Source organism: Pseudoflavonifractor sp. AF19-9AC (assembly GCF_003478995.1).
GTDB lineage: Bacteria > Bacillota > Clostridia > Oscillospirales > Oscillospiraceae > Lawsonibacter.
The window spans coordinates 106,010-119,617 of sequence record NZ_QUGI01000007.1; the positions used below are offsets into that span (position 1 = coordinate 106,010).

Annotated in this window: 14 protein-coding genes; 8 read left to right on the forward strand and 6 right to left on the reverse strand. The window is 61.5% G+C overall.

The genetic code is table 11. From position 1 onward, the window contains the following. Positions 1–15 precede the first annotated feature (15 nt). Both DWX58_RS12340 and lexA read left to right on the forward strand, forming a co-directional pair. Positions 16–876, forward strand: coding sequence for a DUF975 family protein (locus DWX58_RS12340; RefSeq protein ID WP_118644261.1), 861 nt, complete (start codon positions 16–18; stop codon positions 874–876). A gap of 133 nt (positions 877–1,009) precedes the next feature. After that, a complete protein-coding gene (lexA, locus tag DWX58_RS12345) occupies positions 1,010–1,627 on the forward strand; it encodes a transcriptional repressor LexA (RefSeq protein ID WP_118644263.1) in 618 nt (205 codons plus the stop codon). 63 nt (positions 1,628–1,690) lie between these two features. Here the strand turns inward: lexA and DWX58_RS12350 are convergent, their stop codons facing one another. From DWX58_RS12350 to DWX58_RS12365, 4 genes are all read right to left on the reverse strand, one after another. Continuing rightward, positions 1,691–2,254, reverse strand: a complete 564-nt coding sequence (locus DWX58_RS12350) for a chromate transporter (RefSeq protein WP_118644265.1) — start codon at positions 2,252–2,254, stop codon at positions 1,691–1,693. Beyond that, the gene (locus DWX58_RS12355; protein ID WP_118644267.1) at positions 2,251–2,808 is read right to left on the reverse strand and encodes a chromate transporter; all 558 of its coding nucleotides are present in this window, start codon (positions 2,806–2,808) and stop codon (positions 2,251–2,253) included. The genes DWX58_RS12350 and DWX58_RS12355 overlap by 4 nt, the downstream gene beginning before the upstream one ends. 77 nt (positions 2,809–2,885) lie before the next feature. Further along, positions 2,886–3,974, reverse strand: coding sequence for a redox-regulated ATPase YchF (ychF, locus tag DWX58_RS12360; RefSeq protein WP_118644269.1), 1,089 nt, complete (start codon positions 3,972–3,974; stop codon positions 2,886–2,888). 84 nt (positions 3,975–4,058) lie between these two features. Further along, positions 4,059–4,826 carry an ATP-binding protein gene (locus tag DWX58_RS12365; RefSeq protein WP_118644271.1) on the reverse strand — a complete coding sequence of 256 codons (768 nt, stop codon included), beginning with the start codon at positions 4,824–4,826 and terminating at the stop codon, positions 4,059–4,061. 316 nt (positions 4,827–5,142) lie between these two features. On the opposite strand from DWX58_RS12365, the gene rplM reads away from it, so the two are divergent. The 3 genes from rplM to DWX58_RS12380 all read left to right on the forward strand — a co-directional run bounded on the left by rplM (position 5,143) and on the right by DWX58_RS12380 (position 7,766). Continuing rightward, positions 5,143–5,574 (forward strand): 50S ribosomal protein L13, encoded by a 432-nt coding sequence (gene rplM / locus DWX58_RS12370; RefSeq protein ID WP_118644273.1) that lies wholly within the window; start codon positions 5,143–5,145, stop codon positions 5,572–5,574. A gap of 16 nt (positions 5,575–5,590) precedes the next feature. Further along, positions 5,591–5,995 (forward strand): 30S ribosomal protein S9, encoded by a 405-nt coding sequence (rpsI, locus tag DWX58_RS12375; RefSeq protein WP_118644275.1) that lies wholly within the window; start codon positions 5,591–5,593, stop codon positions 5,993–5,995. 157 nt (positions 5,996–6,152) lie between these two features. Next, positions 6,153–7,766 (forward strand): BspA family leucine-rich repeat surface protein, encoded by a 1,614-nt coding sequence (locus DWX58_RS12380; RefSeq protein WP_118644277.1) that lies wholly within the window; start codon positions 6,153–6,155, stop codon positions 7,764–7,766. Between the two features lie 75 nt (positions 7,767–7,841). Here DWX58_RS12380 and DWX58_RS12385 read toward each other — a convergent pair whose 3' ends face one another. Continuing rightward, positions 7,842–8,675, reverse strand: coding sequence for an MBL fold metallo-hydrolase (locus DWX58_RS12385; protein WP_118644279.1), 834 nt, complete (start codon positions 8,673–8,675; stop codon positions 7,842–7,844). A 280-nt stretch (positions 8,676–8,955) separates the two neighbouring features. Between DWX58_RS12385 and DWX58_RS12390 the strand changes: the two genes are divergently transcribed. Genes DWX58_RS12390 through DWX58_RS12400 form a run of 3 tightly spaced genes read left to right on the forward strand, consistent with a single transcriptional unit; the run spans position 8,956 to position 13,233 of the window. Beyond that, positions 8,956–9,438 carry a MarR family transcriptional regulator gene (locus DWX58_RS12390; protein WP_118644281.1) on the forward strand — a complete coding sequence of 161 codons (483 nt, stop codon included), beginning with the start codon at positions 8,956–8,958 and terminating at the stop codon, positions 9,436–9,438. Between the two features lies 1 nt (position 9,439). Beyond that, complete coding sequence (locus DWX58_RS12395) at positions 9,440–11,179, forward strand: ABC transporter ATP-binding protein (protein WP_118644283.1); 1,740 nt, start codon at positions 9,440–9,442, stop codon at positions 11,177–11,179. Beyond that, positions 11,179–13,233, forward strand: coding sequence for an ABC transporter ATP-binding protein (locus DWX58_RS12400; protein ID WP_118644285.1), 2,055 nt, complete (start codon positions 11,179–11,181; stop codon positions 13,231–13,233). Before DWX58_RS12395 ends, DWX58_RS12400 begins: the two co-directional genes overlap by 1 nt. A gap of 89 nt (positions 13,234–13,322) precedes the next feature. On the opposite strand, the gene DWX58_RS12405 is transcribed toward DWX58_RS12400, so the two are convergent. After that, positions 13,323–13,607 (reverse strand): hypothetical protein, encoded by a 285-nt coding sequence (locus DWX58_RS12405; RefSeq protein WP_118644287.1) that lies wholly within the window; start codon positions 13,605–13,607, stop codon positions 13,323–13,325. Position 13,608: the final 1 nt, after the last annotated feature.

The following is a 13,608-nucleotide window of genomic DNA, read 5'->3' on the forward strand; positions in this document are numbered from 1 at the left end:
ATCGGAGTTTCACACATGGGTATTGACCGCAGAGGGCTCAAACGCCAAGCCAGAGAGGATATGGGCCTTCCCAGTCCCAACTTCCGGGTTGTCACCCTCCTTTATATTCTTATGACCGCAGGGGTATCCATCCTGTGCAGCCTCATCCCCCTGCCCGCCGGCTCTGAATATGGGGCCAGCTCGGTGACGATGTTTCTGTCCCTGCTGCTGGCTCTGTACGGCACGGTGGTGGCCTTTGGCTACACTCTGTGGGCCCTGTGGGCCAGCCGGAGGCTGAACCCGGGCCCGGGCGCCCTCATCCAGGGCTTCTCCGTGGCGGGGCGCGTCATTCTCATGCGTCTTTTCATCCTCGTCCGGCTTCTGGGCGTCTGCCTCATCGTTTCCCTGCTTGTCCCCCTGACTCTTATGGCCCCTCCCTTCCTGACCACCACGATCCTGCTGCTTGTGCTGGCGGCAGCCCTGCTGACGGTCTCCCTCCGCTATGCCCTGGCCCCCTACCTGCTGGCCGACCGGCCGGACGACGGGGCGGGCGCCGCTGTGCGCCGCAGTGCCCAGCTGATGCAGGGCTGGAAGTGGGAGCTATTTAAGCTGGAGCTGTCCTTCTGGGGCTGGGTGCTCCTTCGTTGGCTGCTCATGGCAGCGGCCTACGGCTTTACCTTCTGGTACAGCGGCCTGTCCCAGGCCATCGCCACCCTAGAGTCCGCGGATCTGGCGGTGTGGATCTATTTGGTGGCCAACAGCCTGATGGCCTTTGCCCTGTCCACCGCGCTCACCCTGCCACTGGACCTGTGGCTCACCCCCTATCAGGAGGTCTCCCGGGCCCGCTTCTACGGCTTCCGCCTCCAGGCACAGCAGGCCTCCGCTCCTCAGCTGTAAGAAAACGTCCCCCGGTTTGGGGGACGTTTTTTTGTGCAGTTTTGGAACGTTTGTTTGACATTTCTGGGGATGTATGGTATAATGCACCCAACACTAGGATATTCTCCTCCCCTTCGAAAGGAGTTTATACGCTATGGCCAAGCTCACCGCCAAGCAGCAGCAGATCTACGACTACATCCTCGCCTTTACCTCTGACCACGGCTATCCCCCCTCCGTCCGGGAAATCGGCGCGGCAGTGGGACTGAAGTCCCCTTCCACCGTCCACTTCCACATGAAGGGTCTGGAGGAAGCGGGCGTCATTGTGAAGGCCGAGGGCAAGACCCGGGCCATTACCCTCCCCGGCGTCCCCTTCGGCGGCGTGGCGGAGGAGGAGAACCCCCACGCCAATCAGGTGCCCATTCTGGGCAACGTGGCCGCCGGTTCCCCCATTCTGGCCCAGGAGTGCATTGAAGATTACCTCACCTTCGACACCGACGGCCTGAGCGGCGAGCACTTTGCCCTCCGGGTGCGGGGCGAATCCATGCTGAACGCCGGCATCCTCCCCGGGGATCTGGTGGTGGTCCACCGCCAGCAGGACGCCCACAACGGGGAAATTGTGGTGGCCCTCTTTGAGGACGAGGCCACGGTGAAAACCCTCCAGCGCCGGGACGGCCATACCTGGCTGCTGCCGGAAAACCCCGACTACCAGCCCATTGACGGTACCAATGCCGAGATTCTGGGTAAGGTGGTGGCGGTGGTGCGCCGCTACTGAGGTGCTCTTCCATCCTACATACAAAAACGCCTGCTCTTTTGAGCAGGCGTTTTTTCTATCCCATTAAAACTGGAAGACCGCACCCACCACCGCGGCGATGGCGATAAAAACGATGGGGTGGAGCTTTTTCATGGGGGTCCACTTCATGGCCACAAAGATGACCACAGCCAAAACAATGGCGGGCCAGTGGGCCACCAGGACGTGCTCCTCCAGCCCCTCCACCGTCACCAGCACCGAGGCGGCCACCGACAGCCCCGCCGAGGCAATGAGGGCCGTGGAGGCGGGACGCAGACCGTAGAAGGTAGCCTCCACTGCCTTGGAGCTGCGGAACTTCTGCAAAAAACCGGCAATGATGAGAATGACAATAATGGAGGGGGTAATGAGTCCCAGAGTCGCCACAATGGCCCCGGGAATTCCACTGGTGGAGAAGCCCACATAGGTGGCCATGTTCACCCCCATGGGGCCGGGGGTGGACTCGGAGACAGCGATCATGGTGGTGAGCTCTGCGTCGGTAAACCAGCCGGTAACCTCACCCATGTGCTGGAGAAAGGGCACGGTGGCCAGACCGCCGCCCACGGCAAACAGTCCCACCTTGGCAAATTCATAAAACAGACGGAGCAGAATCATGCTGCGCTCCCTCCTTTCCCCAGCTTCAGCAGCTGCCGGGTCACATAGCCCACCAGGCCAGCTCCCACAATGAGCAGCGCCGGAGACAATCCCACAAAGAAGGCCAGAACCAGCACCACCACAAAGATACACGCCGTCAGCACATCTTTGACGGTGGTCTTGCTCAGCTTCACCACGCTGGAGGCAATGAGGGCCACCACACAGGCGTTGACGCCCGCCAGGGCGTGCTGCACTGTGGGAATATCCGCAAAGTTGCTCAGGAAGGCGGCAATGGCGGTAATGATCACAAGAGAAGGGAACACCAGGCCGATGGTGGCCACCACGCCACCCAGCCAGCCCCGGTATTTGTGGCCGATAAAAGTGGCGGTGTTCACCGCGATGATGCCCGGGGTGCACTGGCCGATGGCGTAGTAATCCACCAGCTCCTCCTCCGTGGCCCACCCCTTCTTGTCCACAACCTCCCGCTGGAGGATGGGCAGCATGGCGTAGCCTCCGCCAAAAGTACAAACTCCCATCTTTGCAAAGGTGAAGAAAAGATCCAGATAGATATTCACAACGTTCCTCCCCAAAATTCAGGAAGCAGGAAACGGGCCAGCACGCCGCCCCGTTTCCTGCTTTGTTGCACAGACTATTACACGTTGAAGCGGAAGAGAATGATGTCGCCGTCCTGCACCACATACTCCTTGCCCTCGGAGCGGATGAGGCCCTTCTCCCGGGCGGCGGCCATGGTGCCGCAGGCCATCAGATCCTCATAGGACACCACCTCGGCCCGGATGAAGCCCCGCTCAAAGTCGGAGTGGATCTTGCCGGCAGCCTGGGGAGCCTTGGTGCCCTTCTTGATGGTCCAGGCCCGGCACTCGTCCTCGCCGGAGGTGAGGTAGGAGATGAGACCAAGCAGGGTGTAGCTGGCCTTCACCAGCCGGTCCAGACCGGACTCCGCCACCCCCAGGTCGTCCAGGAACATCTGCTTCTCCTCGGGCTCCAGCTGGGCGATCTCCGCCTCCAGCTTGGCGCACACGGGGATGACCTGGGCGCCCTCGGCGGCGGCCCGCTCCTCCACCTGCTTATAGTAGTCCACACCGTGGGGGTCGGAAAAGCCGTCCTCGTCCAGGTTGGCGGCGTAAATGACCGGCTTCAGGGTCAGCAGCTCACAGTCGGGGTACTCCTCCGCGATGTCCACCGCCTGGTAGGAGCGGGCGGACTTGCCGTCGTTGAGCCAATCCCGCAGGCCCTCGAAGTCGGCGGCCTCCTGCAGGAACTTCTTGTCCCCCTTGGCGGCCTTCTTGGCCTTGTCGATGCGCCGCTCCACCATCTCCAGGTCGGCCATCACCAGCTCCAGGTCGATGGTGTCAATGTCCCGGATGGGATCGGTGGAACCCTCCACGTGGATGACGTTGTCGTCGTCAAAGCACCGCACTACATGGACAATGGCGTCGGTGGCACGGATGTTGCCCAAAAACTTGTTGCCCAGGCCCTCGCCCTTGCTGGCGCCCTTCACCAGGCCGGCGATGTCCACAAACTCAATGACGGCCGGAGTGGTCTTCTTGGGGTGATACATCTCGCTGAGCTTGTCCAGGCGGTAGTCGGGCACGGCCACCATGCCCACGTTGGGGTCAATGGTGCAGAAGGGGTAGTTGGCGCTCTCGGCGCCGGCGTTGGTAATGGCGTTGAACAGGGTGCTCTTGCCCACGTTGGGCAGACCCACGATACCTAATTTCACGGCAATTCCTCTTTTCCGCTGTCAATTTCTCAAGTTGGCCCAAATATTATATCTGGTTTCCCAAAAAGTTGCAAGGGGGACCGCTCAATCCTCTTCCAGTTCCTCGGGCAGAGGACGTCTCCGGTGCTCCACCGGCCCCCATTCCGGCAGGGGCAGGCGCTGCATGGCGCCAAAGGCCCGGGCCTTCAGGCCGGGATAGCGGCCCTGGAGCTCATAGATGAGCTCCTTGATCTCCTGGCGCTTGGTGTTGCCGTTGGCGGGGCAGGGGTTTTCCACCACGGGCAGCTCCAGGCGCTGGGCGGTGTGGCGGATCAGGTTCTCCCCGCAGTAGAGCAGGGGGCGGATCTGGGTAATATCCGTGCGGTCCAGATAGGTCACCGGCTGGAAACAGGACAAGCGCCCCTCAAAAATCAGGGACATAAAAAAGGTCTCGATGGCGTCGTCATAGTGGTGCCCCAGGGCGATTTTGGTCAGTCCCCGTTCCTTCATGGCATTGTGCAGAGCGCCCCGGCGCATCTTGGCACACATGGAGCAGGGATTTTTCTCCCGGCGCACATCAAAGATGATGTGGTGGATCTCACTATTTAATATGGTATAGGGCACTCCCAGCTCCTCACAGAACCGGGCAATGGGGGTAAAGTCCATCCCTGACCGGCCATCGGCGTGGCCCATATCCAGGGTGATGGCCTCCACCTCAAAGGGAATGGGGTAAAATTCCCGCAGCTTGGCCAGAGCGGCCAGCAGCATCAGGGAGTCCTTGCCCCCAGATACCCCCACCGCAATCCGGTCCCCTGGTGCAATCATCTCATAGTCCTCCACGCACCGTCGGACAAGAGAGAGAATCTTATTCATTGTACGCCTCCTTCGGGAGAAAATAGGGAAAAATCTTTGCCGGAGCCCCACTTTTCTCTGGTTTTCCGCATCATTTCCCCGAATTTTCTTTGTTCAAAAACGAAAATCGAAAGTTAGATTTCAAGAGTATTTATGAGCATTCGGGAGAAAACGAGAGTTTTCAGAATCTCAGGTGAAAAAAATCAAAAATTCCGTTGACACCAGGCCACCCCCGTACTATAATACAAAACGCTCCGCTTGTACAGTGCGGAGGCATACTATTTTTATCACAAACCGAATTGGTTGAGATAAGTAGAGGAAAATGGAGGTTTCACCTATGTCCACATTCATGGCCAACAAGGGGAACATCGAGCGGAAGTGGTACGTCCTGGACGCCGCCGGCAAGCCCCTGGGTAAGACCGCTGCTCTCGCCGCCGACCTGCTGCGCGGCAAGCGGAAGCCCGAATACACCCCCCACGCCGACTGCGGCGACTACGTCATCGTCATCAACGCCGAGAAGGCTGTCCTCACCGGCAAGAAGCTGGACCAGAAGTACTATCGTACTCACTCTGGCTGGGTGGGCGGTCTGAAGGAAGTCAAGTACCGCACCCTGATGCAGAGCAAGCCCGAGCTGGCCATGAAGCTGGCCATCCGCGGCATGATGCCCCGCAACATCATCACCAAGGACTCCCTGACTCGCCTGCACATCTATCGCGGCGGCGAGCATGAGCATGCCGCCCAGAAGCCCGAAGTCTGGGCCGCCGAGTAAGAGGAGGATTTGAATCATGTATAAGAGCAAGAAGCCTTATTTCTACGGCACCGGCCGCCGGAAGTCCTCTGTGGCCCGCGTGCACCTGTTCCAGAACGGCACCGGCGCCATCACCATCAACGGCCGCGACATTGACGAGTACTTCGGTCTGGAGACCCTGAAGCTCATCGTTCGTCAGCCCCTGGTTGCCACCGAGCAGCTGGGCAAGGTGGACATCGTTGCCACCGTCACCGGCGGCGGCGTCACCGGCCAGGCCGGCGCCATCCGTCACGGCATCGCCCGTGCTCTGCTGCTGGTCAACGAGGAGTTCCGTCCCGCTCTGAAGAGCGCCGGTTACCTGACCCGCGATCCTCGTATGAAGGAGCGTAAGAAGTACGGCCTGAAGGCTGCCCGTCGCGCTCCCCAGTTCTCCAAGCGCTGAGTTTTCCCTTTGCTTTTCCAGTGCCGCCCATTGGGCGGCACTTTTTTCATGCCTGCCCCGGGGTGAGCAGCCGACCCGCGGAAAATTCCTTGCATTCCATCTGAAAGCATGTAAAATGGAGGTATAGGACCCCATTATTTTTACAAGGAGGGCCACTATGAGCAGCAGACCGTGTCACCGCTGCGGCGAATCCATGCCCGACAACGCCAAATTCTGCCCCGGCTGCGGCGCAGCCGTTCCCCCTGACCACTCGCAGCCCCGCTTTTGTCCCCAGTGCGGCAGCGAACTGGCAGAGGGCGCCCGCTTCTGCCATCAGTGCGGTTGGCGGACCGCCCCCGCCGGCGGAGGCGCCGCCCGCCGCTCCATGAACCGAGTGACCGCCCTTTTGGTGGTGCTGGCCCTGGCTGCAGCGGGCTTTGCCGGCCTGCGCCTGTTTTGGCCGGACGCCGCCTCCTCCGACGCCTCCGGAGCCCCGGGGAGCAGCCAGTCCGCCCCGTGGAGCTCCCACTCCATCACTACGGCAGACTGGCGGGACAACCGCCTCATGGCCGACCCGCCCCAGGAGGACTCCTCCTCCGATGCCCCCAGTTGGTCAGCTCTGGGCGGGCCGGTCACCCGGGGACAGGTGGCCTCCGTCACCTTTTTGGACAGTCTGGAGAACCTGCCAGAGGGGGCCTGGGACGTCTCCGCGGGCAAGGACGGCTCCGTCCAGGCCTGGACGGAGGAGAACGGAGAGCGCTATGATCTTTTCATCGCGGCCCCGGGAGGAATGGCCGCCCCCGAGGACTGCACCGGCCTGTTCCTGGGCTATGAGAACGCGGAGGCCATCCGCTTCAACGGCGCTTTCCATACGGAGGGCACCACCTCCATGCAGTCCATGTTCCAGGACTGCCGCAGCCTGGAAGAGCTGGATGTCTCCAGCTTTGACACCGCCCAGGTCACTACCATGAGCAGCATGTTCGACTACTGCCAGGCCCTGGAGGAGCTGGATGTCTCCGGCTTTGATACTGCCCAGGTCACGGACATGAGCACCATGTTCAACTACTGCGAGAAGTTGGACGGACTGGACGTCTCCGGCTTTGACACCGCCCGGGTCACTAATCTGCTGGGCATGTTCTCCGGCTGCAAGTCCCTCTCCTCCCTGGACGTAAGCAGCTTTGACACGGGAAGTGCCACAGTGATGAGCTATATGTTCTGCGAGTGTCAGTCCCTGGAAACACTGGACGTGAAGAACTGGGACATCTCCAACGTCACCGCCATGGCGGGCATGTTTTCCCTGTGCCCCCGGCTGTCCTCCCTGGACGCCTCGGGCTGGGACGTGTCCCACGTGACCCACACCCGCCATATTCTCTCCGACACTCCCGCCACAGCCGCCTCCTGCGGTATCACCGGCCTGCCCGCCTCCGAGGACCAGCCCGCCCAGAGCGGCGGCAGCGGCACAGGGAACAGACCCTCCTCCAACTCCGGGAACGGGGGCTCTACTGGCGGCTCCGACATCATTACCTCCGACCGGGAGCGGACCTGCTCAGCCTGCTTCGGCGCGGGAGAGTTAGACTGCTCTGAGTGCGGCGGGGATGGCCGTGTTACCTGCTCCTACTGCGGCGGTGCGGGGGGCGAGTACGAACTGGACCTCAGCACTCCCCTCTACGACGGTGTGGGTACGGGCGACCGTGGCCGGGTATGGGAGGACTGCTCCCGCTGCCGGGGCAGCGGCGAGCAGGACTGCCGCACCTGTCTGGGCCGGGGGACGGTGGACTGCTGGGGTTGCTGACCCTCCGCCTCCTCTTAGAAAAACGGAACGACAAGCAACAAAGGCAGCCGGCCTGTTAGCCGGCTGCCTTTTATTTCAGTCCTCAATGACCACTCGAGTTCCCACATTGTTGCGGAAGAAACCGGGGAAATTGGCCTCAAAGTACGCGCCGGCCCGCTCTCCGCTGCAGTGACAGGCACCCAGCCGGCGCACGCCCCGCTCCTTCAGCAGGCGGCAGGTGGCCTCAATGCGCTCGTCTCCGGCGTTCATCAGGTGGGTGCCGCCCACAAAGTCGGTCACCGGCCGTCCGAACAGCTCCTCCACCCGGCGGCACATGTTCAGCACCCCCACGTGGGAACAGCCGGACACCAGAACCAGATGAGCGGGGGTCTTCAGCACCAGGGCCACCTCCTCTTCAAAGGTGTCCACCTCCAAATGGCCGTTTCGGCGGCGCAGCAGCCGAGGGGACGGCGTCTCCACCGGCTCCCCCTGGGTGAATCCGGAAACCAGCCACATGCCCTCCGACAGCTTCACCGGCTTCTCCCCCACCACATGGCAGGGAATCCCGACCCGGGTCATCCAGCTCTCCTCCAGCAGGGGGGAGATGTCCATCAGGCCGTCCTCCTCCTTGCCCACACGGGGCTGGAAGAAGTTTCGTCCCAGCCAGACCCCTCTGGGCGGCCGGTTCTGCATCAGCAGAGCGGCGGCGCCCCCGGTATGGTCATAGTGGCCGTGGCTGAACACCACCGCGTCCAGGTCCGCCAGATCCGCCCCCAGAGTGCCCGCATTCTGCAAAAAACGTGGAGAGCCTCCGGTGTCGTACAGCACCCGGCGGCCCGCTCCCTCAACAAGCAGGCTCAGGCCGTGTTCACAGGCCAGATCATCCCGTCCGGTGTGGTTCTCCATCAGGGTCAAAATGGTGAAAGCCATGGTGTTCCTCCTTCTCTCCGCCCCGCCGGGCAGCGCTGTTTGTCTGTCTCCATGTTGCCAGAGCTTCCCCTCCTTGTCAACCTAAATCATGCCAGCTGGGCAGTTAAAATTTCAGCTCACTTTGGTCACTCCGGCAAAAAGTGTAAACAAATTTTGAACCTCGACGGGAAGCTCTTGACTTTCTCCCCTCCGATGCTAAAATGGTTCACGCATTAACCGTTAATGGGTTAACATTTTAAAAAGAACCCATTTTCCATCATCCAAGAAAGGAGGGGCATCAATGGTATCTCCCCGTGAGATGGAGCTGCTCACCCGGCAGCTTAATCAGGCCCACCGCGCCGCGGTACAGGCGGAGCTGGCTGCGGCAGGCTTGGGCGAAATCGGACACCCCATGCTGCTGGCCATTCTCCACGGCTCCTGTCAGGAGGATGCGGACGGCTTCTGCCACGCCCAGCGGGAGCTGGCCGAGCTTCTGCATATCTCCCCTGCCGCCGTGGCAAACTCACTAAAATCCCTGGAAAAGGGCGGCTACGTCCAGCGCAGGCCCGGCCCAGGCGACGCCCGGCGCAACCAGGTGCTGCTGACCGAGAAGGGCCACCAGGCGGTAGCGGCCTGCCAGAACGCGCTGGAGTCGGTCTCCCGGCGCATGCTGGACGGCTTCACGCCCGCCGAGCAGGAGCAGTTGCTGGCCTTCCGACAGCGAATGCTCCGCAACCTTCTGGGCGACGAGCCCAAATCACCCGCAAAGAAGGAGGAACCCTGACTTGTTTTCCCTGTTTATGACCCACCTCCAGGGCTACAAGAAGGACGCCGTCAAGGCGCCCATTCTCATCATTCTGGAGGTCATCTGTGAGCTGCTGCTCCCCCTGGTCATGGCTGAAATTGTGGACACGGCCATTCCCTCGGGAAGCGTGCAGTATATCTTCCAGATGGGCGCTGTTATGCTGCTCCTGGCCGGAATCTCCATGCTCTGCGGTGTATTGGCGGCCAAGTATGCCGCCTTTGCCAGCCAGGGCTTCGGCGGCAACCTGCGTCAGTGCCTCTTTGACAAGGTGCAGGAGTTTTCCTTTGCCGACATTGACCGCTTCTCCTCCGCCTCCCTCATCACCCGCATGACCAACGACGTCAACGCCATGACCATGATGCTGGCCATGGGCCTTCGCATGCTGGTCCGTGCCCCAGTGATGCTGGTGGCCGCCGTCATCATCAGCGTCTCTCTTAACGCCCGGCTGGCCCTGATCCTGTTGGTGGTCATCCCCCTGATGGTGCTGGTTATCGGCATTCTGATGAAGATGTGCACCAAGCTCTTTGAGATCATGCAGACCAAGATCGATGGTCTGAACAACACCCTTCAGGAAAACCTGGTGGCCATTCGGGTGGTGAAGGCCTTCGTCCGGGAGGACCATGAGCGCAAGAAGTTCAAGAAGGCCAACGACGACCTGATGGACGCCGCCCTGGCGGTGGGTATGCGGGTCATCGCCATTCTGCCGGTGATGATGCTGGCCATGAACGGCGCCACCGTGGTCGTTTTGTACTTCGGCGGCCGGATGGTCATGGGCGCCACCTTTGATCTGGGACAGCTGCAGGCCTTCATCAACTACATCTTCCAGATCCTCATGAGCGTCATGATGGTGGCCATGTCCCTTCTGCAGCTCTCCCGTGCCCAGGCCTGTGCCCACCGAATTAACGAGGTTCTGAACACCGAGCCCTCCGTGGAGGACAAGGAGAGCGCCGCTCAGACCCAGCTTCCCGCTCCCCGTGGCCAGGTGGAGTTCCGGGACGTCTCCTTCAAGTACGTCACCACCGGCAGCGGCGACGACGTGCTCTCCCACATCAGCTTTACCGTTAAGCCCGGCCAGTTTGTGGCCATCGTGGGCGGCACCGGCACCGGCAAATCCTCCCTGGTGAACCTCATCCCCCGCTTCTACGACGTCACCGGCGGACAGGTGCTGGTGGATGGAGTGGATGTGCGGGACTACCCTCTGGAGGAGCTGCGCAGCCGCATCGGTATGGTGCTCCAGACCAACGTCCTCTTCACCGGCACCATCCGGGAAAACCTCCTCTGGGGCAACCCCGACGCCACCGAGGAGGAGATCATCCAGGCGGCCAAGGACGCCCAGGCCTACGACTTCATCATGTCCTTCCCCGACGGCTTTGACACCTACCTGGACCAGGGCGGCGTCAACGTCTCCGGCGGCCAGAAGCAGCGGCTCTGCATTGCCCGCGCCATGCTGCGAAAGCCCGCCATCCTCATTCTGGACGACTCCACCTCCGCCGTGGACTCTGCTACGGAGGCCGCCATCCGGGAGTCCTTTGCCCGGAACCTGAAGGACACCACCGTCATCATCATCGCCCAGCGTATCTCCTCGGTCCAGTACGCCGATGAGATCCTCATTCTGGATGACGACCACATTGTGGGTCAGGGCACCCATGAGGAGCTGCTGGCCAGCAACGAAATCTATCAGGAAATCTATCAATCTCAGCAACAGGGGGTGCAGGAATAATGCCGGGACCCAACCACGCCCCCCGCGGGGGCTATCAGAAGCCCAAGAATCTGGGCAAAACCATTTCCCGTCTGGTGGGCTACCTCACCCGGAGCAAGCTGCCGCTGCTGTTTGTTCTGCTGTGCCTGCTTGTCTCCGTATGCTCCAACATCGGCGGCTCCTATATGATGCGGGGCATCATCAACAACTTCATCTGGTCGGGCTGCACTGACTTTGCCGGTCTGGCTCTGGCCATCCTCCAGCTCATCGGCGTCTACCTCATCGGCTGTGTGGCCACCTACTGCCAGTCGGCCGCCATGGTGCGCCTGGCCCAGCGGGGCGTCAACCGTCTGCGCAGCGACCTCTTCGACAAGCTCCAGGGCCTGCCTCTGAGCTACTTTGACAAGCACCCCCACGGCGAACTCATGAGCCGCTTCACCAATGACGCAGACAACGTACAGCTGGCCCTGGAGCAGAGCGTAGTCTCCATGTGCTCCAGCTGTCTCATGTTCGTGGGTCTGGTGGCCATGATGCTCTTCATCAACTGGAAGCTGTTCATCGTCACCGCCCTCATTCTGGTCCTCACCATGACCCTCTTCAAGAAGCTGGGTGGCCGCAGCCGCCGCTACTATCAGCAGCAGCAGTCCGCTCTGGGTCAGGTCAACGGCAACATCCAGGAGATGATCGAGGGATTGAAGGTTGTCAAGGCCTTTACCCATGAGGAGCAGGCCAAGGCCGACTTCAAGGTGCTCAACGAGGCCTACCGGGATGCCGCCCAGAAGGCCAATTTCTACTCCACCATGATCATGCCCGTCTCCGGCAATCTGATGAACATCAGCTACGCTCTCACCTCCGCGGTGGGCGGCCTGCTGTCCGTCCTCCAGGGCTTTGATCTGGGCGGTCTGGTGGTCTACCTCAACTACTCCAAGCAGGTGGGCCAGCCCCTTAACCAGATCTCCCAGCAGATGACCACCCTCCTGTCCGCTCTGGCGGGCGCCGAGCGTATTTTCGAGGTCATGGACACCCAGCCCGAGGTGGACGAGGGCTCCATCACCCTGGTCCGCGCCCGGAAGGAAAACGGTCTGCTCATCCCCATCCCCTTTGAGGAGGGCCGCACCGGCACCTGGGCCTGGAAGGTACCCAAGAGCTGTCCCATGGAGCTGGTGCGGGTGCTGAACCTGCCGGACAAGACGGCGGTGGAGCTGCCCCGGGACTCCGACCAGGGTGGTCCCAACACCGGCTGGGCCTGGAAGTACCCCGGCCCCGACGGCACCGTGGGTCTGCACCCCATCCGGGGCGCGGTGCGCTGCAAGGAAGGCGAGGACTTCACCTACACCGAGTTGAAGGGCGCCGTCCGCTTCTCCCACGTGGACTTCTCCTACGTCCCAGGCAAGCAGATCCTCCACGACGTCAGCGTGTACGCCAACCCCGGCCAGAAGATCGCCTTTGTGGGTTCCACCGGCGCGGGCAAGACCACCATTACCAACCTCATCAACCGTTTCTATGAAATTCAGGGCGGCCTTATCACCTACGACGGCATCGACGTGAAGTCCATCCGGAAGGATGACCTGCGCCGCTCCCTGGGCGCGGTGCTCCAGGACACCCACCTCTTCACCGGCACCATCATGGACAACATCCGCTACGGCCGGCTGGACGCCACCGACGAGCAGTGTATTGCCGCCGCCAAGAGCGCCAACGCCCACTCCTTCATCCGCCGCCTGCCCAACGGCTACCAGACCATGGTCACCGGGGACGGCGCCAACCTCTCCCAGGGCCAGCGTCAGCTGCTGGCCATCGCCCGGGCCGCCGTAGCCGACCCGCCGGTGATGATTCTGGACGAAGCCACCTCCTCCATCGACACCCGTACCGAAGCGCTCATCCAGAAGGGCATGGACGCCCTCATGGAGGGCCGGACGGTGTTCGTCATTGCCCACCGCCTGTCCACCGTGCGCAACTCCAACTGCATTGTGGTTATCGAGCACGGGGAAATCGAGGAAAAGGGCGACCACGAGGAGCTGCTGGAAAAGCAGGGCCGTTATTACCGGCTCTACACCGGACAGTTCCAGCTGTCCTGAACGTATCTTCCAACATGCAGCGAGGCTCCCCCGCGTTTCAGCGGGGGAGCCTCGTTTCTGTTCTGTCTATAAAAAAGACAAGCCATATTTCAGCTCCGCTTTGCCCAGAGGAATCCAACCAAACTGCCCAGCACCAGCCCCAGCACCATGGACAGGGTCACAATTTCCCAGCTCAGAAGGGTCAGCTGCCTGAAGGGGCCTCCGTACCGCCACGCCTCCCACACCCGTGCGGCCGGGAGGGCAAGGAGGGCCACCGGCAGAAGGCGAAGAGGCCAGAAGCGATGCCGGGTCAGGCGGAACATCAGGCACTCCAGTCCGAAGGCAGCTACACCGGGTCCCACAAACACCAGCGCAATAAAGAGCTCCGCACTCATA

Coding starts and splice junctions, on each gene's coding strand:
- rpsI (WP_118644275.1), top strand. CDS start 5,591: ATGTATAAGAGCAAGAAGCCTTATTTCTACGGCACCGGCCGCCGGAAG.
- DWX58_RS12405 (WP_118644287.1), bottom strand. CDS start 13,607: ATGAGTGCGGAGCTCTTTATTGCGCTGGTGTTTGTGGGACCCGGTGTA.
- DWX58_RS12400 (WP_118644285.1), top strand. CDS start 11,179: ATGCCGGGACCCAACCACGCCCCCCGCGGGGGCTATCAGAAGCCCAAG.
- DWX58_RS12340 (WP_118644261.1), top strand. CDS start 16: ATGGGTATTGACCGCAGAGGGCTCAAACGCCAAGCCAGAGAGGATATG.
- DWX58_RS12385 (WP_118644279.1), bottom strand. CDS start 8,675: ATGGCTTTCACCATTTTGACCCTGATGGAGAACCACACCGGACGGGAT.
- DWX58_RS12380 (WP_118644277.1), top strand. CDS start 6,153: ATGAGCAGCAGACCGTGTCACCGCTGCGGCGAATCCATGCCCGACAAC.
- rplM (WP_118644273.1), top strand. CDS start 5,143: ATGTCCACATTCATGGCCAACAAGGGGAACATCGAGCGGAAGTGGTAC.
- DWX58_RS12365 (WP_118644271.1), bottom strand. CDS start 4,826: ATGAATAAGATTCTCTCTCTTGTCCGACGGTGCGTGGAGGACTATGAG.
- DWX58_RS12350 (WP_118644265.1), bottom strand. CDS start 2,254: ATGATTCTGCTCCGTCTGTTTTATGAATTTGCCAAGGTGGGACTGTTT.
- DWX58_RS12390 (WP_118644281.1), top strand. CDS start 8,956: ATGGTATCTCCCCGTGAGATGGAGCTGCTCACCCGGCAGCTTAATCAG.
- lexA (WP_118644263.1), top strand. CDS start 1,010: ATGGCCAAGCTCACCGCCAAGCAGCAGCAGATCTACGACTACATCCTC.